24 protein-coding genes are annotated in these 24923 nt (G+C 41.6%); 13 read left to right on the top strand and 11 right to left on the bottom strand.

What is annotated here, in order from left to right; all coding sequences use genetic code 11:
• Nucleotides 1-15: 15 nt before the first annotated feature.
• The 4 genes from G5S32_RS14305 to G5S32_RS14290 all read right to left on the bottom strand — a co-directional run bounded on the left by G5S32_RS14305 (nucleotide 16) and on the right by G5S32_RS14290 (nucleotide 4131).
• Nucleotides 16-618 carry a tRNA-uridine aminocarboxypropyltransferase gene (locus tag G5S32_RS14305; RefSeq protein ID WP_165312588.1) on the bottom strand — a complete coding sequence of 201 codons (603 nt, stop codon included), beginning with the start codon at nucleotides 616-618 and terminating at the stop codon, nucleotides 16-18.
• Between the two features lie 8 nt (nucleotides 619-626).
• The gene (locus tag G5S32_RS14300; protein WP_246201022.1) at nucleotides 627-1700 is read right to left on the bottom strand and encodes a COG3650 family protein; all 1074 of its coding nucleotides are present in this window, start codon (nucleotides 1698-1700) and stop codon (nucleotides 627-629) included.
• Between the two features lie 289 nt (nucleotides 1701-1989).
• Nucleotides 1990-2817 (bottom strand): Cof-type HAD-IIB family hydrolase, encoded by an 828-nt coding sequence (locus G5S32_RS14295; protein WP_165312587.1) that lies wholly within the window; start codon nucleotides 2815-2817, stop codon nucleotides 1990-1992.
• Between the two features lie 321 nt (nucleotides 2818-3138).
• Nucleotides 3139-4131, bottom strand: coding sequence for an alpha/beta fold hydrolase (locus G5S32_RS14290; RefSeq protein WP_165312586.1), 993 nt, complete (start codon nucleotides 4129-4131; stop codon nucleotides 3139-3141).
• A gap of 273 nt (nucleotides 4132-4404) precedes the next feature.
• Here G5S32_RS14290 and G5S32_RS14285 point away from each other — a divergent pair, with 273 nt between their 5' ends.
• The 6 genes from G5S32_RS14285 (at nucleotide 4405) to G5S32_RS14260 (ending at nucleotide 10581) form a co-directional block, all read left to right on the top strand.
• Nucleotides 4405-5631 carry an EAL and HDOD domain-containing protein gene (locus G5S32_RS14285; RefSeq protein WP_165312585.1) on the top strand — a complete coding sequence of 409 codons (1227 nt, stop codon included), beginning with the start codon at nucleotides 4405-4407 and terminating at the stop codon, nucleotides 5629-5631.
• A gap of 93 nt (nucleotides 5632-5724) precedes the next feature.
• Complete coding sequence (locus tag G5S32_RS14280) at nucleotides 5725-6063, top strand: metalloregulator ArsR/SmtB family transcription factor (protein WP_165312584.1); 339 nt, start codon at nucleotides 5725-5727, stop codon at nucleotides 6061-6063.
• A gap of 171 nt (nucleotides 6064-6234) precedes the next feature.
• Nucleotides 6235-7239 carry an ArsJ-associated glyceraldehyde-3-phosphate dehydrogenase gene (locus G5S32_RS14275; protein ID WP_165312583.1) on the top strand — a complete coding sequence of 335 codons (1005 nt, stop codon included), beginning with the start codon at nucleotides 6235-6237 and terminating at the stop codon, nucleotides 7237-7239.
• A 14-nt stretch (nucleotides 7240-7253) separates the two neighbouring features.
• Nucleotides 7254-7751 carry a cyclin-dependent kinase inhibitor 3 family protein gene (locus G5S32_RS14270; protein ID WP_165312815.1) on the top strand — a complete coding sequence of 166 codons (498 nt, stop codon included), beginning with the start codon at nucleotides 7254-7256 and terminating at the stop codon, nucleotides 7749-7751.
• Nucleotides 7752-7970: 219 nt separating this feature from the next.
• The gene (gene arsJ, locus G5S32_RS14265) at nucleotides 7971-9188 is read left to right on the top strand and encodes an organoarsenical effux MFS transporter ArsJ (protein WP_207621591.1); all 1218 of its coding nucleotides are present in this window, start codon (nucleotides 7971-7973) and stop codon (nucleotides 9186-9188) included.
• A gap of 379 nt (nucleotides 9189-9567) precedes the next feature.
• Nucleotides 9568-10581 (top strand): acyltransferase, encoded by a 1014-nt coding sequence (locus G5S32_RS14260; protein ID WP_165312582.1) that lies wholly within the window; start codon nucleotides 9568-9570, stop codon nucleotides 10579-10581.
• Between the two features lie 8 nt (nucleotides 10582-10589).
• Here G5S32_RS14260 and G5S32_RS14255 read toward each other — a convergent pair whose 3' ends face one another.
• Nucleotides 10590-10919 carry a DUF2500 domain-containing protein gene (locus tag G5S32_RS14255; RefSeq protein WP_165312581.1) on the bottom strand — a complete coding sequence of 110 codons (330 nt, stop codon included), beginning with the start codon at nucleotides 10917-10919 and terminating at the stop codon, nucleotides 10590-10592.
• Between the two features lie 226 nt (nucleotides 10920-11145).
• On the opposite strand from G5S32_RS14255, the gene G5S32_RS14250 reads away from it, so the two are divergent.
• The 4 genes from G5S32_RS14250 (at nucleotide 11146) to G5S32_RS14235 (ending at nucleotide 14092) form a co-directional block, all read left to right on the top strand.
• Nucleotides 11146-11514 (top strand): DUF4145 domain-containing protein, encoded by a 369-nt coding sequence (locus tag G5S32_RS14250; RefSeq protein WP_165312580.1) that lies wholly within the window; start codon nucleotides 11146-11148, stop codon nucleotides 11512-11514.
• A gap of 900 nt (nucleotides 11515-12414) precedes the next feature.
• A complete protein-coding gene (locus tag G5S32_RS14245; RefSeq protein WP_207621633.1) occupies nucleotides 12415-13044 on the top strand; it encodes a lysoplasmalogenase in 630 nt (209 codons plus the stop codon).
• A gap of 113 nt (nucleotides 13045-13157) precedes the next feature.
• On the top strand, nucleotides 13158-13394 hold the full coding sequence (locus G5S32_RS14240) for a YecH family metal-binding protein (protein WP_165312578.1): 237 nt from the start codon (nucleotides 13158-13160) through the stop codon (nucleotides 13392-13394).
• 110 nt (nucleotides 13395-13504) lie between these two features.
• On the top strand, nucleotides 13505-14092 hold the full coding sequence (locus G5S32_RS14235; RefSeq protein WP_165312577.1) for a YhgN family NAAT transporter: 588 nt from the start codon (nucleotides 13505-13507) through the stop codon (nucleotides 14090-14092).
• A gap of 216 nt (nucleotides 14093-14308) precedes the next feature.
• Here G5S32_RS14235 and G5S32_RS14230 read toward each other — a convergent pair whose 3' ends face one another.
• From G5S32_RS14230 to G5S32_RS14205, 6 genes are all read right to left on the bottom strand, one after another.
• Complete coding sequence (locus G5S32_RS14230) at nucleotides 14309-16018, bottom strand: GGDEF domain-containing protein (RefSeq protein ID WP_165312576.1); 1710 nt, start codon at nucleotides 16016-16018, stop codon at nucleotides 14309-14311.
• A gap of 736 nt (nucleotides 16019-16754) precedes the next feature.
• Entirely contained in the window at nucleotides 16755-17189 is a 435-nt protein-coding gene (locus G5S32_RS14225) for a hypothetical protein (RefSeq protein WP_165312575.1), read from the bottom strand.
• A gap of 453 nt (nucleotides 17190-17642) precedes the next feature.
• Nucleotides 17643-18989 (bottom strand): hypothetical protein, encoded by a 1347-nt coding sequence (locus G5S32_RS14220; RefSeq protein ID WP_165312574.1) that lies wholly within the window; start codon nucleotides 18987-18989, stop codon nucleotides 17643-17645.
• A gap of 344 nt (nucleotides 18990-19333) precedes the next feature.
• The gene (locus G5S32_RS14215; RefSeq protein WP_165312573.1) at nucleotides 19334-19678 is read right to left on the bottom strand and encodes a hypothetical protein; all 345 of its coding nucleotides are present in this window, start codon (nucleotides 19676-19678) and stop codon (nucleotides 19334-19336) included.
• A gap of 69 nt (nucleotides 19679-19747) precedes the next feature.
• Nucleotides 19748-20257: a J domain-containing protein gene (locus G5S32_RS14210; RefSeq protein ID WP_165312572.1), complete on the bottom strand. Its 510-nt coding sequence runs from the start codon at nucleotides 20255-20257 to the stop codon at nucleotides 19748-19750.
• 42 nt (nucleotides 20258-20299) lie between these two features.
• A complete protein-coding gene (locus tag G5S32_RS14205; RefSeq protein WP_165312571.1) occupies nucleotides 20300-20848 on the bottom strand; it encodes an outer membrane beta-barrel protein in 549 nt (182 codons plus the stop codon).
• Between the two features lie 530 nt (nucleotides 20849-21378).
• Here G5S32_RS14205 and G5S32_RS14200 point away from each other — a divergent pair.
• The 3 genes from G5S32_RS14200 to G5S32_RS14190 all read left to right on the top strand — a co-directional run bounded on the left by G5S32_RS14200 (nucleotide 21379) and on the right by G5S32_RS14190 (nucleotide 24784).
• On the top strand, nucleotides 21379-22197 hold the full coding sequence (locus G5S32_RS14200; RefSeq protein ID WP_165312570.1) for a winged helix-turn-helix domain-containing protein: 819 nt from the start codon (nucleotides 21379-21381) through the stop codon (nucleotides 22195-22197).
• Nucleotides 22194-22682, top strand: a complete 489-nt coding sequence (locus G5S32_RS14195; RefSeq protein ID WP_165312569.1) for a hypothetical protein — start codon at nucleotides 22194-22196, stop codon at nucleotides 22680-22682. The genes G5S32_RS14200 and G5S32_RS14195 overlap by 4 nt, the downstream gene beginning before the upstream one ends.
• Before the next feature lie 173 nt (nucleotides 22683-22855).
• The gene (locus G5S32_RS14190; protein ID WP_165312568.1) at nucleotides 22856-24784 is read left to right on the top strand and encodes an acyltransferase family protein; all 1929 of its coding nucleotides are present in this window, start codon (nucleotides 22856-22858) and stop codon (nucleotides 24782-24784) included.
• Nucleotides 24785-24923: the final 139 nt, after the last annotated feature.

Below are 24923 nucleotides of genomic sequence, written 5' to 3'. Positions count from 1 at the left end.
AACAGCGAATGGGCGTCAGTAGACATGTCCGCTTTTATCCGCCTGATAAACCTTGCTGAAATGGATAAGGAAGTCATTAAGCTGCTGCGCCTCAGCTAAGTCACCGGTCAGTGCTAAAATCTCACTCGCCACTTCTAATGTGCATAAATGCCCTTCACTTTGATTACGTCGCAACTGGTAATTGGAAATCTGGCTCGGTGTGAGATGCACTCTGGTGATGTCATCTAACCAAGGGCTTTTACGTTCCATTTTCTTCGCCTCCTGCCAAGTGCCATCAAGAATAATAAAATGGGCGGTTTTACCCTGTTCTTTAGCGGTTTTTAGCGCCGTATCCAAAGCCATGCTCTCTTCACTCGGATAGACCAGAAAAGATTGGTATGCACGGTTATGGATTCTTTCTAGCAGCGCGTCGTTCTTTGCTACTCGGCTCCACTTGAAGTTTTGGCAGAGCGGTAGAGCCTTTAGCAGCCATTTGCCTGTGTTGGTTTCCCGCACATATTCATTTTCATGCATGAGCAGCGACAAGGGCATCGGGCTATTGAGCTTCGGGATAGCTTGGCAAACGCATTGGAATTGTAATCCACAGTTTGGACATGCAGATTGTGTATTAACTGACATGCGCTGACCTACTGAAGTTTGTTTGAGGCTGAGAACAAAACTAATCCACCGTTCGCAATTGGATACACAACGTTGCCAACACGCTCTTTCTCGGCAATAAGCTGTTGATCTTGCTTGGTGAAGATGCGTTCTGACACCAAGTATTGCTGCTGGTGGCGAGTCATCACCACTTGCACTTGTGTTTGGCTTAGTTGCTGCCAATAACCTTTTTCAACAATTGCTGGGTCACCATTGCTATAGGTGTATTGCGTGGTGGCCGTGTGGTCATTGTCTAAAGTCAGGGTGACACTAAAACCGGTATTCTGTGTCGAGCTGGCAAAGTAGTCGCCCGCCCAAGCTAGCGTGGGGTCACTGTTACCTAAGGTTGCACAGCCTTTGTAGCTGCGCTTGGCGAGTGTCAGTTTTGAAGCCCAACCATAAACACTATCGCTCATACCGTCGGTGCATATTTGTCGTTCAAGCGTGAGCTCGCCGCCTTTGAACTCGTAGTGACGAGTAGAAGGCGTGATGTCACTCACTTTTATCGCCGTTACCTGAGGTTTTTCACCCAGAGATTGGAATGTTAATGTGTCAGTACCAAGTTTCACTGTCCAATGGGGTTCGATACCAAATGCAGAGGTTGGTGCTGATGGTTGTTGGCAACGTTTGGGATTTTCGGCGCTGATAATATTGATGTTCTCTACCACAAACTTCGCACTGTAATCACTTTTGTCACTGGAGTGACTTGGAATGGTTAAGTGCCCAATCAGTTCACCATACATGGCCTGATAAGGTGAGTTTGACACTTTCATCGCTTGCTGAGCCAATGACGCTGGCATCTCCAGCAGGAATTGTTGGTTGCTGCCGCAAGGTGTGAATGTGCGGGTATCGTTGCCTATCACCACTTCGCCACGCACCATGAAGGTCTGAGGTTTAATGCTTAAAGGTTGGTCTAAGCTGGCTTTGACACTATTTAGCTGAGACTGCGGCGCTGAGGAGGTTGTTGAGCAAGCCGGTAAAAGTCCAATAGCTAAAATGGCAATAGGGGTAATTAGCACCTTCATGGTTGCTTTTCCTTGTGGCAGAAAACGAACGGATGTCATAGCATCCTAGATATCAATATGATCAGACTGAGCATCGGCATCGGTAGAACAGCGAATGGGCGTCAAACGCAAACACGCATTCATTCGTCCCTGAAGCTCCGCCGAGCCATCCATGGCTCGGAGGGTTTGCTTATCGGCGCCCATTCACTGATCAGGAAATTATCCAGAACGGATGTCATTATGGCATATTGGCTATTTAAAGCCGAATGACGGACAAAAAAACAGGCAGCGATGCTGCCTGATTAAAGAGTAGGGGGACTCTTTAAAAACGGTTATTCAATCTTGTCGATTAGAACAGATGCTCGTGCAGATAGTGCGCAACCGCATCATCCGCATGACTACCAATCACTTCTACGTCTGGTAGTGCTCTCATCACTTTTTCATGAGCTGTACCCATCACCAGACCTTTACCCGCCATCGACAGCATTTCTACATCGTTCATACCATCACCAAACGCAATGCAGTTTTCCAGTTGCAGGTTTAGAGATTCGGCCACAGCTTTCAATGCATCACCTTTCGATACACCCGCGCCCATCACTTCCAGGCAGTGTGGGGTAGAGAACGCCACGTTTACTTGGCCCGCAAATTTTTCGTTAATCAGATTTTCATAAACTACGAGCATTTCATGGTCGTGGTCTTCATTGGTAAAAAAGACTTTTGCGATACCGTCGCTGGGTGCATTGTCGATGTCAAATAGCTGATAATGGAAGCCGGATTCGTTGTGATAGGCGCGTAGAGCCTCATCTTCACGGCTCATTAGCCAAGTGTCGTTACGGTAGATATGTGTGACAATTCGTTCATCTTCTTTGACCAAATCAATGATCGCTTGTACCAAATCCTGAGGGACGTTTTTGCTGTACATCTGCGCATCGTTTTGGTCGTGAACGCGCGCACCATTCGAGGTGATCATGTAGGCTGGGATGCCTGCGATTTCGCGGATACCCGCTACATCAACATGGTGACGACCTGTTGCGAAGATGAAGGTAAAGCCTTTTGCATGTAACTCTTTTAGGGTTTTCTTCGAGAAAGCACTGAGCTTGTGATCCGGTGCCAGCAGGGTGCCATCCAGATCAGAAGCCACGATTTTGATTGGGTTTTCGTTACTTACTACGCTCATTTTGCTCTCTTAACTACGTCAGATGTTGATATCAGTTTTGTGTTCATTGGGCTTAAGTGTATGCCAAAAAAAGAAGGAAAAAGAGGGAAAACCTTTTTATCCGCCATTTCCCTATTTACTTGCAGCATACTCTTGGTTCTCCCTCTTATGAAGGGGAGGAGAAAGAGCTATTAGTTCTCCCCCTTATTAAGGGGGAGTTAGAGGGGGTGCTTTCACGGAACTTGTCACAACTGATGAAGCTTCAGTGAAATAACCCCACCCAGTCTCCACTTTGAAAGGGGCGGAGCTTATTCCTCTAAGATGAAAGGAGGTTAGAACCCGCTATCGCCCTGCATTGGCGAAGTGTTGCAATATCGCATCCAGCGCTTGGTTCCGGAGCTCGTCTTTCTCAAATAGAATTTCGTGCTTCGCATCGTTAATCAGCAATAGCTTGCTATTGGGGTTGGTTTTGGCCAGTCGGGCGATAAACTTTATTTGAGCAGCATTGCTCACCACGGTGTCTTTACCGCCTTGCAGGACTAATGTCGGAATCGTGATCTGCCTTGTTAGCTGAATACACTGTTTGGCGGCCATTAAACTTTGCCAAACCCAGTGAGTGCTAGGACCACCCAACTTCAACTCCGGTTTTTGTTCATACAAATCACGGAACCAACGATAGCGTACTTCACTTTGAGTGAGAGGATTGTCTTCAAATGGTTTTGGGTAGTAATCACTGTAGCCGGGAGCATAAGTTGGCTTGCTTGCGGTCGCGGCTAATACCTGAGTTAGAGTAATGGCTATCGGGCGAATCTGCCATGGAACGTTAATGCCAAACATCGGGGCGCTAAATGCCACAGCATCAAACAGATGTTCAGGATGAGTTTGCAAATAACGCGCACTTACAGCGCCACCCATGGAGTGAGCGAGCAAGAAACGTTGCTGATATTGGCTGAGGTTAAAATGTTCAATTAGATCATGCATATCCGTCAGATAATTCTGAAATTCTGCCACATAACCCATTTGTTTGTTGTCGATTAAGCGAGCAGACAAACCTTGGCCGCGATGATCAAATGAGTAAATATTGAAGCCCTGTTGGAACAAATCAAAAAACAGTTCTTGGTATTTCCAGCAAGATTCAATTCTGCCATTTACGACAACAATGGCTTTAGTGTGCTGCGGGGATGTGATCTTGCACCAATAAAGTTGTTTTTTATCAAAAGATTGCAGGAATCCTTCTTCTCTTTGTTGCCACAATTGTTTTATATCATGCTCAATGAGCTGGGAGAAATTTGGCTCTTGAGTATAAGAACTATTGGTTGTATTTTCTTGGCTCATAATTTACGTGCTAGAAAGCTAGCTTTCGCTAAAATTGAATGTTAAGAATAAGGAAGTTAGGAGGAATTGCAATGATTCCACGCACTTGCTTTTGAGACGTGAGATGTTATTTTTGTCGCCCATTACACGTTAAAAAAGTAAGGTTATAGCAATACTTGCTTATTGATTGCATAGCATCACATTGCTTAGGCTATTTGGTTCTATAGTTAAAAATAGTGGTGCAATACTGAGCACTGACTAAGATTTAATTAATCTGTATTCGTTGATAATAATATGCATACCACTTACGTAGCACGACAGCCGATTCTTAATTCTAAGCGACATACTTTAGGGTATGAGTTGCTGTTTCGTGATGGTGAGCAGAACAGCTTTCCACAGCATATGGATGCAGACCGTGCGACCTATCGTTTGATCGTTGAGAACTTTTTATCAATTGGCACCAACCCTGGTATTGAAACCTCTCGCTGCTTTATTAACTTCCCGTACAACAGCTTGTTACGCAGATTGCCTCTGACTTTACCTAAGCAAAGAGTGGTCATTGAAGTGTTAGAGACCTGTAGCCCTACAGATGAGCTGTTGGAAGCTATCATGGAAATGCATGAGAAAGGCTATTTGATTGCACTGGATGACTTTGTCTATGCACCCGAATGGGAACGCTTCCTGCCGTTCGTCAAAATCATTAAGATCGATATCATGGCGATGGGGATTGATGCCGCTTGCGAAATGGTTAAAGAGCAACTGGCGAAAGGTAGTCGCAAGCGTTACTTAGCAGAACGAGTCGAAACTGAACAAGAATTCCGAGCCGCAAGAGATGCCGGATTCCGTTTTTTCCAAGGTTACTTTTTCAGCAAACCTGAAATTATTAAACAGCGTTACGTGAGTCCGAAACACGTGATTGCGATGCAGCTCTTCCAAGAAGTGTGCAAAGAAAATGTGGATTTCAATCGAGTTGAACAGTTGGTAGCAAAGGATGTAGCGCTTTCTTATAAATTGCTGCGTTTTGTTAACAGCATGACAGAGCGATTAGAAGTGCCGATTTCTTCGTTTCGTCAGGCTCTGGTTTACCTTGGTCAGGACAGACTTAAGATGTTCGTATCACTGGCGGTGGCATCTTACGTTTCAGCTCATAAACCTAAAGAACTGTATAACCTCTCTTTGCAGCGCGCTCAGTTCTGCCACTTGATGGCGATTCGACGCCAGTTTAGCGAGCACAAAGAACAGGGCTTTTTGATAGGCTTATTCTCAGTGTTGGATGCGCTGTTAGACATTTCTCTCGACGTTATTATTGATCAGCTACCACTGACTGAATCCGTAAAAGATGCACTCAACAAGCGTTTAGGCCCCTTCGGTGAAATGCTTAATCTTGAAGAGTGTTTTGAAAAAGCGGATTGGCAAGGTATTCAGGACTATTGCGAGCTGCTAGGTCTCCAATATGACGACGTGACTCGAGATCTCAACGAAGCACAGCGTTGGAGCCATGAGATAAGCAACTTAGTGTAAAGATGAATTTTTGATGACAGTTACAGCACGCGCATTGACGCGTGCTTTTTTATATCTAAGATATTCATATATCCGTATATATGAGAGGTGGCCATGTTACCCCATCAGTTTTTTAAACTGCTCGCCGATGAAACGCGCATGAGATGTTTACTGCTTATCGCACGAGAGCAAAGACTGTGCGTGTGTGAGTTAACCCATGCACTTGAAGAGAGTCAGCCTAAAATTTCCCGTCATCTTGCACAATTGCGTCAATCAGGTGTGTTGATTGATGAGCGCCAAGGGCAGTGGGTGTATTACAAAGTGTCAGAGCAACTGCCTGGTTGGCTGAACAAGATTATTGATGGTTTGAAGCAATCAAACTGTTTGCAACAGCAATACGGTGTGGATACACAGCGTCTGAACGATATGCCAGATAGGCCGTCTTGCTGCTAATACAAATCACATTAATTTGGTAATCAAATAGGCATTGAGTATCGATAAGCAAACCCTCTGAGCCACGGATGGCTCAGCGGAGCCCCATGGAAGGGTTTATGTGTGTTTGCGTTCGGTGCTTTGCCTACTGAACAGATTAAAGCTTATTTTTAAAAGGATTGAGGATAAAAAATGACTATTAAAGTAGGTATCAACGGCTTTGGGCGTATTGGTCGATTAGCAATGCGCGCCGCATACGATTGGCCTGAATTGGAGTTTGTACAAATTAACGATGTAGCGGGCGACGCTGCGACATTAGCACATCTGCTGGAGTTCGATTCTATTCAAGGTCGCTGGCACCATGAAGTTGCAGCGCAAGGCAACGAATTCGTCATCGGCGGCAAGTCGATTAAAACGACTCAAGAGCGTGATATTGCGGCCATTGACTGGTCTGGTTGTGATGTTGTGATTGAAGCAACTGGTGTGCACCGTAAAACCTCATTCCTAAACAAATACCTAGAGCAAGGTGTTAAACGCGTCGTAGTTTCTGCTCCGGTGAAAGAAGCGGGTATTGCTAACATTGTTGTCGGCGTAAATGACCATATTTTCGACCCAGCTCAGCACCGCATTGTGACGGCGGCTTCTTGCACCACCAACTGTATTGCGCCAGTGGTAAAAGTTATTCATGAAAAACTCGGTATTGAACAATCGTCGTTCACTACGATTCATGATTTAACCAACACTCAAACGATTTTAGATGCGCCACATAAAGATTTACGTCGTGCACGTGCGTGCGGTATGAGTTTAATCCCAACCACCACAGGCAGTGCGACCGCTATCGTCGAAATCTTCCCTGAATTGGCGGGCAAAATTAATGGTCACGCAGTCCGTGTTCCACTGGCGAACGCATCACTGACCGACATCATTTTCGACGTGAAACGTGACACGACGGCAGAAGAAGTGAATGCGCTGCTTAAAGAAGCGTCTGAAGGTGAGCTCAAGGGCATTCTCGGTTTCGAAGAGAAGCCTCTGGTTTCTATCGATTACCGTGGTGACCAACGCTCAACCATCGTTGATGCATTATCAACGATGGTCGTGGGAACGCGCATGGTGAAAATCTATGCTTGGTATGACAACGAAATGGGCTATGCAACGCGCACTGCTGAACTCGTACGCAAAGTTGGAGAGGCACAATAATGGTTAATGCAACTATGGTTCACCCAACTTGGGAACTTGCTGTTGAATCATCAGCATTGGTATTGATGCCGTGTCCAGGTACCAAAGAATTAGGTCTGGCAGAGAGCATTGAGCAGCTAAAAGCGAGCGGTGTTAAAGCGATTGTAACGGCAATTACCCGTGAAGAGATGCATGAAAAGCATGTTGAAGATCTCGGTAAGATTGCTCAAGCCAATGGCATCTCATGGATTCATCTGCCGATTGAAGATGATGCGGTGCCTGATGAGATGTTCGTTGAGCACTGGCCAACAGTGAGCCCGCAGCTTCGCAATCTGTTGAAAAAAGGCGACAAGGTTGCGCTGCACTGCATGGGCGGCTCTGGTCGCACTGGGTTACTGGCTGCGCATCTGTTGCTGGATATGAACTGGCAACTGGAAACGATTATTTCTCAGGTTCAAGCACTGCGCCCAGGCGCATTCACTAAACCTGAGCAACGTGAATATATCGAACACGTAGCGGCGGTGATCAGCTAATACCTCCTAGATAAAAATATGATCAGACTGAGCATCGGCGAGCAGCGAATGGGCGTCAAACGCAAACGCGCATTCGTTCGTCCCTGAAGCTCCGCCGAGCCATCCATGGCTCGGAGGGTTTGCTTAACGACGCCCATTCACTGATCAGGAAATTTTCCAGAATGGTATAATTTAGCTTTGGGATCACTATGATCCCAAAGCCCTGTTTGGATCAGTCTTATGTTGAAAGTGATGTCGAATCTGGATTCCTCGATCCGCCAGTACATGTTGGTGACGTTCAATTATTGGAACTTTACTCTCACGGATGGTGCATTGAGAATGCTGGTGGTGTTGTACTTCCATCAGTTGGGCTATGGAACCTTAGCCATCGCCTCTTTGTTCTTGTTCTATGAGTTTTTTGGCGTAGTGACCAACTTGATTGGTGGCTGGCTAGGAGCAAGATTAGGACTCAATCGGACCATGAACATTGGTCTTGCGATGCAAATCATTGCGTTGGTGATGCTTGCGGTGCCCGCCAGTTGGCTGACCATTCCTTGGGTGATGGCCGCTCAAGCGTTGTCTGGTATTGCTAAAGACCTTAACAAAATGAGCGCTAAAAGTGCGATTAAAACTCTGGTGCCTGATGAGCAGCAAGGCGCGCTGTATCGCTGGATTGCTGTTTTAACGGGGTCGAAAAACGCGCTAAAAGGGCTTGGCTTTTTCCTCGGCGGTTTATTGTTAACTGCGGTCGGTTTTAAAGGCGCAGTACTGCTGATGGCTGCGGTGTTGGTACTGGTACTGATTGGCAGTCTCACTGGGCTGAAACAGGAGCTTGGTAAGGCGAAGAACAAACCGAAGTTCTCCGAGATTTTTTCTAAATCTCCGGCAGTGAATATTCTTTCCGCGGCACGAATGTTTCTTTTTGGCGCGCGTGATGTTTGGTTTGTGGTGGCGTTACCTGTCTATTTGGGAACGGTATTCGAGTGGGAGCACCTCTGGGTGGGCGGATTTCTCGCGTTATGGGTGATTGGCTACGGCATTGTACAAAGCCAAGCACCAAGAATTACCGGGAAAGCACAGGGTCGAGTGCCGGATGGTCATGCTGCGTTTCGTTGGGCATTAGCACTTAGTATTGTCACGGCGGCTGTCGCGTTCGGGATTAGCCAAAACTGGCATCCTCAATGGGTAATCGTGATTGGTTTGATGCTGTTTGGCGCAGTGTTTGCGGTCAATTCATCGCTGCACTCTTACCTGATTGTGAGCTACGCAAAAGGCGATGGTGTTTCGCTTGATGTTGGCTTTTACTACATGGCTAACGCGATGGGGCGCTTAATCGGAACCATTTTATCTGGTTATCTCTTTCAGGTTAGCGGCTTAGCGGCTTGTTTATGGGTGTCGCTGGTTTTCTTGGTGCTTACGACCATCATATCGTTGTGGTTGCCTAAGTTACCACGCTAGATCCTGTTCACCATTTCCACCACTTCGTCACAACTAGATAAAGCACTTTTCTTTTGGTTCTCCCCTCAGATGAGGGCCATTTTAGTGGGCTACTATAGTTAGAGGGGGTTGAAGTCCACTGAACTTATTAATCACTGCAATCTTAATTCAGTGTGGTGAAAGCAACCCCACCCAGCCTCCCCTTCGAAAGGGGAGGAGCAAAGGCTTGTGACTAAGAGACTGCTCTTATACCATCCTTGGCTCTTTAGTTTGATATAGCCGTTTGGGTAATCGCTCTCTCTTTCCGGCAAAACAATGCTCTGTTTTTGACGCACTATTTACACATATGCAAAAGAGTGCTTTATAGTAATAAACGTTGGCTAATAGAGAGAATCGTTGCATGACCAAACGAGTGATATTTTTTGACTTGATGCGCTGTGTTGCTGCGGTAGCGGTGATTGCGATTCATGTCTTAGCGCCTTATCGAGAGCTGCAAAACTCAATCCCTTATGGTGAATGGCTGACCGCAGTTACGGTTAACGGTATGACTCGCTGGGCTGTGCCAGTATTTATTTTGATTTCTGGTGCTCTGATGCTGAGCGATACCAGACCTTTCGACTTTGGCTATTATGTAAAAAGGCGTCTTGGCAAAGTGTTGGTGCCTTTTATCGTGTGGTCTTTGTTCTATGCTTATCTGTCAGGGTGGAGTGCTAACGGCTTTGACTCATCGCTAGCATTAGACGTGTTTAAGAATAGTCCGCATCACGAAACCTATTACCACCTGGGTTTCTTCTACTATTTCATTCCACTTTATTTTGTTATCCCAGTGCTGCAATGGCTGATGAAACGTACTGATGATACGGCTTGGTATGTTTATCTCGGGCTATGGCTTTTAACCACTACCTTGTTCTTATTCCACATTGATGGTCCTTGGAGCTATGAGATTTGGCTGTATACCGGCTACTTACCGCTTGGCTATCTGCTGTATAAAAAGCTACCAATTAATCCGTTTACTGTTGGGATTACTATCATCCTTGGTAGCATCTCTTTCTACTTTACGGTTAATTCTGTAGTGGAACTGAGCCTCGCTAATGGCGAGTACAGTGTTGGGCGTTGGTTCTCATACAAAACGCTTAATGTCGTGGTCGCGGCGAGCATGATTTTTGTATTGTGCCGAGCGTTTGGTGAATCATTATCAGACGGTGCGAAGAAAGTGGTGAATTTGATCAGCCAAAATAGTCTGGGCATTTATTTGCTCCATCCTATTTTTCTTTGGCCGATGAAAGAGTTCGGCTGGTATCAAGGACACCCTGCATGGGTTATACCCTTATGGATACTGATTAGCGGAGCGGCTTCGTTGGCCGTCAGTTGGCTATTATCTCAGTCGTCTAAGACACGCTGGTTACTTCCTTGATGAACACTTTAACGTAACAAGGAAAAATGAATGAACTGAGTTCCTCGATAGGTGAGTATACCTTTGTCACCAGGGTTGATGGCATGAAAGTAATGCATACCCACTTGGAACTCTCTTTTGGGACCGAGTCGCCCTTTTTGCACGTAAATCCAAAACTCTTGGTCATCCTCACCGATGAAAGGATTGTCTACCGCAATGGACTGTTTATCTAAAATGGTCACTTGAGCCTGTTTTTCTGGGGCATGCTCACCTTGCATATGGCGTTGGTAGAAGCGAGAAAAGAGCAATACCGCCACCACGAGCAGTATGATGAGAGTAGCAAGCAAAGAAATCTGCATAGTGGCTCCTAAAACAAATTAACCGTTTCATTGTACGTATTCGTTTGATTTTTGGAGCTATGTGACGTTATAAAAGGGATGTAGCGCATTGATTGGTCTTATTTTTTCGGCGCACTTCACACTTTGATATTGAGCTTTGCCAATACTTAAGCAGAGCTACGTATAAATAGCAAAGTCTCTAATAAGTTGAAAAATCAGTGCATGGATAGTGGATGGGAGAACGTAGATGTCAGATATAGAACAAGTGGTTCTTCGCACTAGAAAATTAGAAAAATTATTGCGTCAACAGTATCACGCACGAGGCAAAGGCTTACATCAATTGATCACTAGCTGCGAAGAACGTTTACCTCATGATGTTATTGCGAAACTTCGTTTTGTCGCAACCATACGCAACAAAGTGGTACATGAAGACCGCTATAAACTTGAAGATCGCAAAGCTTTTCTATCGGTATGTAATGAATGTGAAAAAGAGCTAACGCCTCGCAGCAGCCGCTTTGTTTGGAGAGTTGTTATTTCATTGGTGATGTTTGTGACCATGATAGCACTTGTTTTCTACTATCTTCATTGGGAAGAACTGGCTAAACACATTCAGTAATCGATCATTTTTCTTATAGAGTGAAAATAAAAAAGGACGCAACTGCGTCCTTTTTTATTTGTATAACATTAGGTTAGTACATCATTGGCAGTGTCATCAAGCCAACGATAACTGCGATCATTACTAAACCTTGTTTTTGAGATGAAGAAATCATAACACTGCTCCTTTTCTGTCTATTCACCTGTGGATTCAGATTACCACTAATTTATCGGCTTGATCAACACATTCTTTCATAGTTGCTTATAACTATAACTTTAGTTGTCTATATTTGCGCATTTTTAGTGATGTTTATGTGTTATTTTGGTGCGGTCACATACTGAACGTTGTGCTTTCTATTTGTGCTGTTTGTTTTTAATTTATTGATTTATATATTTTTTTGTTTTGTCTTATGTTGGTTGTTTTTTGTTTTATGGGTGTATGTAGACTTTGGTTCAATTTGGTTTGCTTATCTTGTTTTTGTGGTTGTTTACCGCTTTTATGAGTTAGTTGTTGATAGTTGTTCTCATTAATCTGCCATGGTTATTTAGTATCGGGCACTTAATTATAACTAATTTTAATATTTATCATTAAGGCATCTGCTTTGATTGTTTGTAGGTGTATTTTTGTTTAACATATTGAATATATAGTATTTATTGTTTTAATTTCTGTTGGTTTTTTGCAGTAAAGCAAACGTTTGCCATGTTGGTTTTGTGTATTTATAGTTGGCTAGGTACGTTTAATGTTTTTTAGCTTGCTAAATATTGATGTTTAATCGCTTGTTGAGCTTGAGATTGAGAAAAATTCAATAGATGGTGGTCATGTCAGTAGCATGATGAATCACAATCAAGATCCAATTTTTGTCTTTCATTTCTGGACATCCGATCTAACCTCACTACACTGGCGGCAGATTGTTAATGAGGTATAGGCATGTTGGGCTGGATTTCGGCTTTAATCTCTGGATTTGTCAGCATATCTGCGTTTGAAAATAATAAAACGAAACTGGCTATAGTGTTTAATACACTATGCTTAGGCTTGTTGTCGTTCATGGTGATAAATCAGCAAAATGATGGGTCGGTAGCATCTCTATGGGTTCTTGCCGGCTTAGTTGTATCTGCAATTGCCGACATTTATCGAATTCAACAAAAGCAGGCGAAAGCTTGTTTTAGTGCTTTTCTCGTGGTACAGCTTTTTTACAGCAAAGCGTTTTGGATTCAACTTACCGGACCAATGATCTGGTGGTTGCCTGCTTTGCTTATTGCTGCCAGTATCGTTGCCTTTTTCCTGCTGTTACCTCAAATCGATACTTTGATTTTCCCCGTCACCGTAATGGGAATGATGTTGCTGCAGATGACAGGGGCATCTGGAGAGGTATGGATTACTAACCCAACACCTTCTTCATTGCTTGGTTTTATCGGTAGCCTTAGCTTTATTGTTTCGGCAATCATTCTCGCGATTCATGACTACCGCCAGCCATTACGTTATGGCAACGCATTAATTAGCGGCTGCTATCTGCTGGCGCAGGGCTTAATCGTCGCTTCTGTTGTTATTTAAGACTGTTTTAAATCAACACTACAGTGTCGCAAGCGAGATAAGCTAGTTCTCCATCTGTTTAATAAAAACGGTTTAATAAAAACTGTTTAATAAAAACCAATTGGAGATTCACTGTGGAACAACAAATTCACGCCCATAAAATTCTCAATCAGTTAAAGGTACAACCTATGACTGAGGAGCAACTGCGTCATTTCATTGCGACTGAATTTGGCTCTCAAGCTCTTTTCCGTACCTGTAAACTTAATGGAATGGATGTCGAAGCGTTACTTACATTCTTTCAAGCTCAGCACAAAGTGTTGATTAAAGACGGTATCTGGCATTTAAATCAGGCAGAAATTTGCCAGCATTAACAATGTTCGCTTTGCAGATTTTTCGTGCTTCTGACTACGATTGTTCTTAATCGTAAAAGCGGAGGTAGGTTGCTATACTGCGCCATTATGCTTATTTACACTGAGGCACTATGGACATCTTATCTGCAGCAACATTGTTATTTTTAATCATGGATCCTTTGGGCAATCTGCCCATTTTTTTATCGATCCTGAAACACATTGATGCTAAACGCAGACGTATTGTTCTGATTCGAGAAATGCTGTTTGCCCTTGCGATTTTGATGCTGTTCCTATTCGCAGGCCAGTCGATCATGGACTTTTTGCATGTGCAGCCAGAAACGCTGAGCATCTCGGGCGGTATTATTCTTTTCATCATCGCGATTAAGATGATCTTCCCTAGTGCTGGTAGTATTACCGGTTTAGCAGCGGGTGAAGAGCCGTTTATCGTTCCTCTTGCGATTCCTTTGATTGCAGGTCCAACCGTGATTGCGACTCTGCTGTTGTTATCGAGTCAAAACCCAACCCAATTGTTAGAGCTATCAGCCGCCGTCATGATTGCCTGGACGGGCACATCGGTCATCCTGATGTTCAATGGTTTCTTCCATAAAATCCTTGGTGAACGCGGCCTAAAAGCAGTAGAAAGACTGATGGGCTTGCTACTGGTGATGATTTCCACCCAAATGTTCCTCGATGGCATTAAAAGCTACGTAGGGATGTAATACTTATCTGGAAAATTCATTGTTCAGTGATTGGGCATTGATACCAATCACATTAATTTCCTAATCAAGTAGACATTGAGTACTGATAAGCAAACCCTCCGAGCCATGGATGGCTCGGCGCAGTTTCAGGGATGTTTTCTTATAAAATGAAGGGATGCGAGTTTGCGTTCGATGCCTAATTACATTTGCATCGGTGATTAAGCTGCTATCCGTGTTTTAAGAATGTGCCAACACATTAGTGTCCATGACATTAACTTGGTTTCGACCGCTGCTTTTGGCTCTGTATAAAGCGTCGTCCGCCAGTTTTATCGATTTCTCTAGTGGCTGTTTCAGTGATACCGCTGCAACCCCTAAACTTATCGTCACACTCAAGCGTTGCTCATCAGTCTCGAATGGCTTTAATTCTGCGACTTCTCTACGGATTCGTTCAGCACATATTCGAGCTTCTACTATGTCGGTATTGGGTAGTAATAGGATGTATTCCTCGCCACCGTAGCGAGCTGCAATGTCTCTTTTTCGCGCGACTTTCTTCAAGGTGTTAGCTACTTCGACAATCACCTTATCACCGACGGTATGTCCATATTGGTCATTAATCTGCTTAAACCAATCGATATCACAAATGATGACAGACATAGGTTCATGAGACAGCAAAGCATGAGCATACTCACGTCCAGCCGTAAGGTGGAAATGACGTCGGTTGTAGAGCTGGGTGAGCGGATCGGTGGAGGCTTGCTGTTTTAGCTCCTCTTGTGAGGCCTTAATCTCTTCTAGCAGTCGAATTCGATAAGCAATAATCAATGCCAACACTAAAGCTTCCAGCATGATGCCAATGCCTACGCCGTGGCTGGTAACATAATTAAATTCGATCCGCCCTTGATAATAGAGAACGGCCAGCGCATTAAAACCGATGAATAAGCTATGACCGATCAAGAAATACCAAGCTACAGGATGCCGTTTTACGACCAGTGAAATACTTACACTCAGAGTGATGAGCATCATCAAGGCCGCTAAGCTGCTTGAATAACGCAGAGCAGCGACAATATCTATCATGCCGTAGCAGAACTCAATACAGAGCAGTATTAACACCAGCATTAACGCTAGGTGTTCTTTCGGGTACTGTTTTCGGGTTTCGAAAATCGCCATCATAAATAGGATCAAAAATATTGGCATCGTCATCAGAGTTAAATGCCAATGCAGGGTTTTCGAGCCGAAAAAATGGAATACCTCGGCAAATAATCCGTATGAAAGGGCTATCCAAATAGCTCCTGAGATAAGGTAACAGGCGTAGAATAAGTTCTCTTTTTGCCGAGAGTAGATGAACAACAATAAGTTATAAATGATCAGCGCCAGCAACATGCCAACCAGTAATGCAATGTCGGTAAAGCTGCCAATCAAAGCGCGTTGTGAGAATTCACTATTGTATAAATTAATGGAAAACCACTGATGGGAAAAAGAGACACTATCAAGATATAAGGTTTTGTTTTGCCCTGGCAGCAGTTCGATATTGAATACCGCTGCACCACCGTACATCCATTGGAAAGTGTCTGGGTCATCCAAATCTAATCGGCGTGGCGGTAGGATGCGGTTATCCACCACTTCATAGAGGCCCACTTGTCGGTTGTGATAAGCATAAGGGTGATGGAGGAAGACGGTCTGTGAATGGGCGCTGGTGTTCTGGATATTGATTCTGGCCCAAGTTTTAATGGCCTTCGTACCGAGAGAAATTTTATTGGTAGATTCAATGAAGGGCTGTTTAACCACTTCTGAAATAGGCATGACTTCAGAGCCATCAACAAAGTACTCCATCTGAAAATCGACCAATGATGAAGTATTTTCATTCCATTCAATGGGATGGACTTGTGCATGTACAGCTATCGCACAGCACATTGTGAATAGCGCGACCAAAATGCGAGATCCCAACTGCATACCTGTATTAACTTCTTCTTATATAAGTAATTACAAGTATGCCAGAAGTTATTCACATGTCACGGATCCAGCGTGAGCGATTGATCAAAGTTTATGAAGCTAGGATATCAGTTTTGGTGGTTTCAATATCAGGAAGAAAGCGCTTTAGCGTTTAAAATAACATTAACTGCGTAATGACTGTGACGAATGCATCAACCATATTTCTTTTAAAAATCAGCGATTGTAAGTTCTTATAGCGATCTGATTCGATATCAGAAATTATGGCTAGGGATATGACAATTTTTTATATTGATGATGGTGAGCGAATTAATCGCTGATTGACTGGAAAAGTTTGGGAAACAAATTGAATCGGGTAGAGTATCCGAAGTGAAGCTGCCTATTTAGTCGTTATTCAACTTCATGAAAACCATCGATTGTATTTCATGAAATATTTATCTACTTTATAGATAGTTGGAAGTCTAGTTGAGACCGAAACCAAGATTCGGGCTTGTCTGTTGACAAGATTCCGCCTTGTACGCTGGCTAGGCTTCCGACTTCAATTGGTGAATCTATAAATGCCTATTATCTGCTCAAGTCTCTCTTTGGTTTAGCTCTCGACATAGCCAATTTTTTTATTCCTGTCGAAAAACTAGTAAGCCTCTTGAAATAAAAGATCAACCTTTACCAATATTTAAGACTGTAATAAATATCTAGCCCAGAAATTCACTCAATCAATTCAAAACAATTAATTTTTTTGTTAGATATTATCAATATTGTATTGCATTACATCGGTAATAATTGGCAATTCTTCTTTATCTAGTTCTGCAATCACTTTTTTAAGCAGAGGTACGTCACGCTCAGCAAGATCAACATAAATGAATAGGCAAAGTGTATCGATGCTGCCTTCTAGCTCACGTAACCAGTCGAGTCGCTGAATAGCATTTATAGCTTTGGTCGCTAACACTTCGTTGGGCGCACCGCTATTAACGCTGTTAGTGAAATCTCGGTATGCAAGCTCGGCATGGACTTTCTGTTGTTTTACATATTCTACATTGGCGGCCCGGGCTAGAGTTTTTCCTTCTTTCAGAATTTTTTTATCAAAATTCTTCTTTGTAACATCAGCTCTTAGTTTATAAGCGACGTAAAGCATATTTGCGATAAGAAAGCCGATTATTATTACTGTTCCGATCATGATAAAGACTCTTTAAAATTTATCTTGTTCACTGATATTGTCAATTTAGCTGATGTGATTAAAAATCGTGTGAAATAGGACCAAGCTGTGTTTCACCGATATAGAGTTGTTGCTGGCTGAACCTAGTGTGTAAATACAAACCCTGTCGATTTCATCTGCATAACTTCCTTTGAGGGTGTACATCATTAAGAAATTTGAGTGAATGCTGGAGCCGCGAATAGTACTGTTATTGTGAGTAGTAAGAATAGTTGTCTCATTGACCTTTCCTCTCTTGGCTAGCTATGCTTCATAGACGACGAGTGTCACGAAGCCCTTGGCGCTCATACTTCCTTTTATTCGCTATTGCATCCAATTATTAAATTTAATAGTGCTGTTTTCTGGAAGAAGTTAATCCCTGCATGCTCTTCTAGATACAACAATGCCCGCGTTAGTGGCGGGCATTGGTTTTAGTTATTAATTAGTGATCTCTACATCGTATGATGCGTTAGTACAGTCGCCATTTTGATTGTTAGAAACAATACGGGCAGATTCTATGCCATTCGCATTGCTAAAAATGATTTCACCGTTACTGTCTACCACAATTTCAATCGTTGGTTGATAGCTTAGAGATGAAGTCGTCGATAATGTATAGCTGGCGCCAGTATCCATTGTTAGCGTCCATCTTTTATCGTTGTCTTTGATATTACGGTTACCGTTCCCGTGACCGTTCCCGGTAAGTACACCGGCTTCCGCTTGTTGAAAGTTTGGGTTATTTGCCAAAAGTTGCTGTAGCATAGCGAACATTTCCATGCTGTAACTCAGTTTATCTTCATCAGAAGTAACGTTCAGTTGAACATCATTTATAACTATCCCGCCACTGGTAGAGTAATCTTTCGCTTCAACAAACTGTTGTGTATTGGTTAAACATACAGAATCTAGTAATGCCCACTGCTGTTGAACCACTTCCGGTGTTAAAGCTACAGGTATAGTCGCCACGGTGATTTCTTCACTAGAGAAAGAATTATCAATAAGCCCTAAATCGTCAGGCGTATATATCGCCTCTGCTTTTGCTTCTAGAATTTGATCATGCTCAGCATAGCTATCCCATAATGCTGCCTGTTCATCTTTTTTAGATTCAGTGTAAGTTTGTGAATCTAAACTATCTTGAAATGAACCTGCTTCAGCCATTGAATCGGCGGCTTCTTCCTTCTGCTTCCAGTCTACATAAGCTTTATCAGCATCTCGGTTTATTGATTCTTCTAGAGCCAACTCAGACTGAATGTTATCAATATATTGAGCATATGCTCTGTCAGTTTGAGTTCCGTAGTTATTTGTGTCTTTCGGTGGCTCTGAAGGAGCGTTTGGCGTTAAGTAACCGTCATGTTGTATTGGTACAAAATTATCTACAGTTACTTCTTTTTTAATGAATAGTGTTTTCATTACATCAGCCAAATTCGAAGTAGTTACAGAAGTCCCTCTAGGTGGATTTGGCACTGTAGAAACTTGTGTCGGTATGTTTTGTTCAACTTCAGGAATTGCCGCTGGAATGGCGATAGGTGAAACATAGGCTTCACCTTTAACAGATTTCTTAACAATTGCAGGTGTAGGTTCATCTTGCTCAATGCTTTTGGGTTCTAGAGTAGGCGAACCCTGCTTAGTTACTGTAGGTACAAGACTTGGTTCTGCATTCGGAGTTGCATTCGGCGTTGCATTAGGAGTTGCTTCTGATGCCTGTCCGTTAGTACCACCACCACCTTCATCACCACCACAGCCAGATAAAATTGCTGTAATAGCAGCAGCGATTAATAAGTTTCTTTTCATATCAGTCATACCTTAGTAAAACCACCATGCTTGGGAGAACTAAAAATTCTTCATACTTGGTCGTTTGGGTTAATTTGGCGTTTCTGAATAAAAAGTACCTAAGTGATTAAAATTAAATAAATTATAAAATTTAATAAGCGATTAATTATGGCTGACAAATAGAAGCTAAAAGGTTTCGACTGTAAAAGAGACGTTGAGAAATGGTGACAGTCACCCTGCAATTACGATTTTGATGGTTTTCACTTAAGTGAAGTCACTAAAGAAAGTTAATGGTGTGGTCAATATATCGAATCAAGATAGGGGATGGGGATGAGATAGCATTTAATGATTAAGTTGCATCCTATTCACTTCGGATTTTCTATGATGTTCCAATATACAAACACTCTTTCTTTGGGAAAGCGGAAAATAAGCCCCTGTGATTCAAGACCACGTTGGCGGTAAACTATTTTTCCGAACTGATCGGTAAACGTTCCTACAGCATGATTTTCGTCCGGAGAAAGAGCGTGAACGATTCCATCACTGCGGTTTATAGTGATGTGGCCCTGCCTTTGGGAAAAAATACAGGGGATTATCCTATCAGGTTTCTCTGTACTGTTTTGGTAAATTTCACAATGTGCTGTCGTAGAATCAGCGTACACATTCGCCGTTGTTACGATGTTGAGTAGTAAGGTAAATAAGATTCTTTGCATGTTAGTCTCTTACTGTCATGTACATAAGGAAAACGTGCTAATAGGACATCGTGTATATGGGCATACGCTTTAGCGATACTTAAACGCCTGTCTATATTGGTCGTTAATAAGTTGCATTGTTTTTTTGTTACCGCCTCTATCCGGGTGGTATGTAGTACTAAGCAATTTATAACGCTTTTTTATTTGGTCGACTGTTTGTAAATCTTCAAAAAAATCGAAACTGTGAATGGGCGTTTGGTTGTTTAATCCAGCAGAAAGGCAAGCTATACGAAGGTTCGCGTGTTTAATGATTTCATTCGCATGTACCACTTTTTTCTTCTCTAGTTCATATTCTTTGTTTAAAGCTTCTAAACGTGTAGAGTATGATTTTATCAATTTATAAGCTTTGATTTTTTCGTTTTTAATTCTGGTGTGACGTTTGGTTTCCGCATGTTCACGGGCTTTAAAGAATAGAAATGCAATAATTATAAACGCAGAAATGATAAGCATGAGATAAAGTCCCACTTTGTCATCTGAAAAATACTTTAGAGGTGCAGTCATTAGCGGAGATGAAAATGCTAATAGCGATACTATCAACATTTCCATCTTTAGGGTTTTTATAAAGCTTCCTCTTCTTGATAACTAGAAGCGGTAACCCAGGGTCAGGCGCGATTCAACAAAGATAACATCATCTTCCAATGCACTTGCGTCTGTCTCCAACGTAGCGGTGAGTTGTTTGTAGCTAACTGCTGCACCAGTTCCTACATAAACTTTGTTATATGTTTCACTTGAACTAGTGGTAGAAGATTTATACTCAATCGTATTGAAACCTATTGCTCCAAAAGGTTTCACTGCCCATTGTTGTCCTTCAAAGCGGTAGCCAAGGTTTACACCTGAATAAAAACGTTCGGTGTCTGTATCTACATTTTTGAAATTAGAATCGTCGAGTGATGTTTTAGTATAGCCACCTGTAACTCCAACAATTTTATTGACGCTATAATCAAACTGTACACCAAATCCATTGGATAGCATCGAATCTTCACCGTTGATTTTTTTATCACCATCTAGGTTGATTGATTGGCCGACAACAGATCCTGATACAGTCAGACCATCAAAATTAGATAGTTCCGCTTGTGCTGCACCAGATAAAAGGGTGATAACTGCTGCTGCCGCTAAAGTATATTTAATCATTTTTATTGCCTTACTTAATAAGTTACAGGTAGGAGCTTTATGCTCTTAAGTCTGTAATTGCTTTTGCTCATGTTGAAGCTTTTGCCATCACGCCCTCATCCGTAACTTGCACAGTGAATGCAAAAAGCTTTAGTCCCGAGTGATAAGTAGCACTGCTCATTACCAACATCGACAGACTAAATCTTCGCTAAGTAAACGACTTGTAATTAAAATTAATAATATTAAATATCAATAAAATCAATGTATTATAAATAAATATTAAGCTTTCTTCTATTGTTGTCATCGAGGTTTCGATCGGGAACGGTGTGAACTGTTCAGATTCGTCGTTGTGTCAAAGTCATCTGGTGAGATAATTTGATATGTAGTAGCGTTAATATTAGTGATACTGAACTAAATTCTGCTTTGTTAGGTTTTCAGATGGCGTCCGGTATCGTAGAGTAAGGTAAAGTTAATAGCATAAGTTATAGATTTTTCGGGTTTACTTTATTTTGCGATAAACAAATGGATAATCTAAAAGAGATGAGATTGAAATGGATGCTAACGATATAAAGATAAAATGTAGTGAAGAAGGGGGTAGCTACTTCATTATTATCGACGACGTCAGATATAAATGTTCGTATGCGGAGTCAGCTATTTTGAGTACGCTGTTGCAGAACAAAGGCAATTTCTACTCCAGAGATGAATTGGCTGTAATTGGTTGGCCTGGGAAATTAGTGTCAAAGAATTCAGTCCCGGTTTCTATGGCCAACCTTAGAAAGATTTTCAAGAATCATACAAAACTAGATGTTATCGAAAATGAAAAGAACAAGGGCTATATCATCACTATTGATAAAATAAAATTGATACCTACGGAAGAAGCCGAAGTAAAAGATGATAAGCTTGACCTAACTAACGTTAAAATTACAAAACCTGTATTAGTCAATACAGACAGAAAAACCAAGCTAACTCACATTAAGAGCTTAATATCAAGAGGTTTGGCCTATCCTCTTTTTTTTGTAAATATGGTTTTTCTGCTATTAGTCCTTTTTCATAACAGAAGTGATTTAGAACCTATCCAGTTAAGCCTTACAAATAGTGATAGATATATTGCTGTTTCTACGAATGATAATAATTTTTTAGCCAAATTAAATAAAGATAAAATCAATAAACAGACTGAACATCATAGTTTTACTAACATTGCGAGCGATCTAATGTTGGCAAAGCAAGAAGATAAAAATATAATTTTTATCAATTCATTAGGTGATCGAGTGATTATAGATTGTTTGGTTAATGATAAATTAGAGTCCTATTCTGGAGATGATATTGAAACGATAATAAGTGAATTGAACGAAAAAGGGTGTGAGCTATGAAGTACTTTAAATGGTTCAATATATTATGTTTTTTTATCCTTATTATCTACGTAATCTATCCTATAGATAGAAAAGCATCTCCAGTTGATGGATTCTTTAAAAGAAATGAAATAATTATCACCAAGGGAGAAGATCGCGTCGCGCTAGATACTAATGCTGATTTTATGGCGGCAGACAAAAAATATACTTCTATTATCACTGTAACTGATGTTGATAAAAAAAATCAATTTAGTACCTTCTCTATAGATGGTGATATTTATAGTAAGAATGGGCTCATTATCTCTAAAACAAATAAAGTAGAAGAGACAGTTCAGATCAACAAACAGGTTATCTTTACTGCATCTTCTTCACCTCTAGTCAGCCAAATTCAAAAGTCTTTTTTAGGCATTGATATCTATAGAGAACGCCGGTATCAACACATATTCATCAACGACTTTTTTTGCTATTACGATGTCGATAAACACATAGCACGTTGTATGGAATAGGCTTTCTTCACTGTATTTGTAAACCTCCTCTAAACTAGCGACATACCATTTTAGAGTTTTTCGACTTAGACTGAGCACAGAAGCTGAACCATTTTTCTTCGTTCTCTAGTCTTATTGCTTTGCTTTGCTTTGCTAATAAAATACCACGTATATTTTTTATTTGAGTAGTTTTGATGCATTTTAGATATGACATTAATGGATTAAGAGCTATTGCGGTGATAGCAGTGGTTCTTTTCCATTTTAACCCCGCTTGGGTTCCTGGTGGTTTTGCTGGAGTAGATGTGTTCTTTGTTATCTCTGGTTTTTTGATGACGGGGATAATCTTTAGAGGCCTGGAGAGTGATGATTTCAACTTGTTTAAGTTTTATGTAGCTCGTGCGAACAGAATCATTCCTGCTCTTGCTGTTTTATGTTTAGTGCTTTTGGTGTTTGGGTGGTTTTATCTCGTACCTCCAGATTACCAAGCATTGGGTAAACATGTTGCTAGCAGTATGGGTTTTCTTTCTAACGTAGTCTATTTGAGAGAGTCAGGATATTTTGATGCAGCCTCACATGAGAAATGGCTATTGCATACATGGTCATTGTCCGTAGAGTGGCAGTTCTACATTCTCTATCCAATCGCTTTAGTTGCATTTAAGAAGTTTTTGTCTTTAGAAAACTTAAAACGATTAATCGTAATTGGAACTGTTTTAGGTTTTGTTCTAAGTGTTGTTGTGACAATGAAGTTGCCAAATTCAGCTTACTATCTTCTTCCTACAAGGGCGTGGGAAATGACGATGGGTGCTGTTGCTTTTCTTTATCCTTGGCGTTTATCTGAACGCCAAAAGAAGCTATCTGAACTTATAGGTTTAGCTCTAATTATCGTTTCATATGCTTTTGTGTCCAGCGATGTTCCATGGCCTGGTCATTTTTCTTTATTTCCCGTTTTGGGCGCTTATCTGATCATTGTTTCGAATCAACAATCAAGTCTAGTAACTAACAACAAAGCCTTTCAATACTTAGGTAAGTGGTCATATTCCATTTACTTATGGCACTGGCCTATTGTAGTTGTAGGCTTCTACTTTTACTCTGAACACTTTGAGTTTGTTGGTATATTTCTATCTATAGTTCTAGGTTTTTTAAGTTTTCACTTTGTTGAAAGGGTAAAGTTTCCATCCTTTGAAAAGTGGTTAGATGCGATTAAAGTTAAACCTTTGTATTTGGCATTAATTGCTAGTGGGCTTGGTTATTTTGTGTTGACCTCTAACCCTAATCAGTATCTCTTTCCAATGAAAGTATCAGTCCTTGAATCAATAGAACGTAAGCCTTATGCATGTTTTGATAAAAATATGATGCATGAAAGTGAAGATGTTGTGTGTAAGTTAACAGAGGGAGATCGGTCGATTCTTGCTATTGGCGACTCTCACTCATACTCATCACTTCCTGCTGTTGAAACTCTTGCTAAAAATAATAATTTGTCGCTTTATTATACTGGGTTTAGTGGTTGCCCTCCAATTTTAGGAGTGTCTCCAATTAGAGGAGATCAGCATTTAAAAGATTGCAAAATCTTGAATGACAGAGCCGTAAAGTTTGCTGTTGATAGACAGGTGACAAAGGTCTTTTTAGCTGCTCGATGGACTTACTATACGGAAGGGACATATTCAAAAAACGGAGTTCAATACTTATCTATTGCTAGTGATAAAAAAAGCCGCGAAGTATCAAAAAGAGCTTTGATTACGGGACTTGACGCAACCTTTAAAGCTTATTTTGATCACAATATAGATGTTATTTTGATGCTTCAGGTTCCTATGCAACATTCTGATCCAGATGAGATTTTTTACCGTTCATTGCTAAACGGAAAAGTGATAATTTCAAAGTTAGGTAAAAACTCAATCTCTTTAGAAGAACACGTAAGATTTCAAAAGGAAACTAATCATTTAATTGAGACAGTGGCAAATAAGTATCCCAATGTTACTATTTACGACCCGACCTCTGATATGTGCTTAGATGATCATTGTTTGGTAGGAAATGAAGATGTTTCTTACTATTTTGATGATGACCATCTTTCTATATTAGGGGCTAGTAAGCTAGTAGAGCCACTAAGTAAAATACTGGTTAATTAAACATCAATTCGTTGCACGCAGCAAAAATTTAGAGGCTTCAAGAAAGTCGGCAAAGCAGTTTTGGATAGACATAAAAAATCGGAAACCTATAAACAGGTTTCCGATTGTCTCTCATCAGAAGGATCGGTCAACCGATCAT

It is taken from the genome of Vibrio ziniensis (assembly GCF_011064285.1).
GTDB classification, from domain to species: Bacteria; Pseudomonadota; Gammaproteobacteria; order Enterobacterales; family Vibrionaceae; genus Vibrio; species Vibrio ziniensis.
This window is presented reverse-complemented; position numbering and strand designations above follow the sequence as displayed.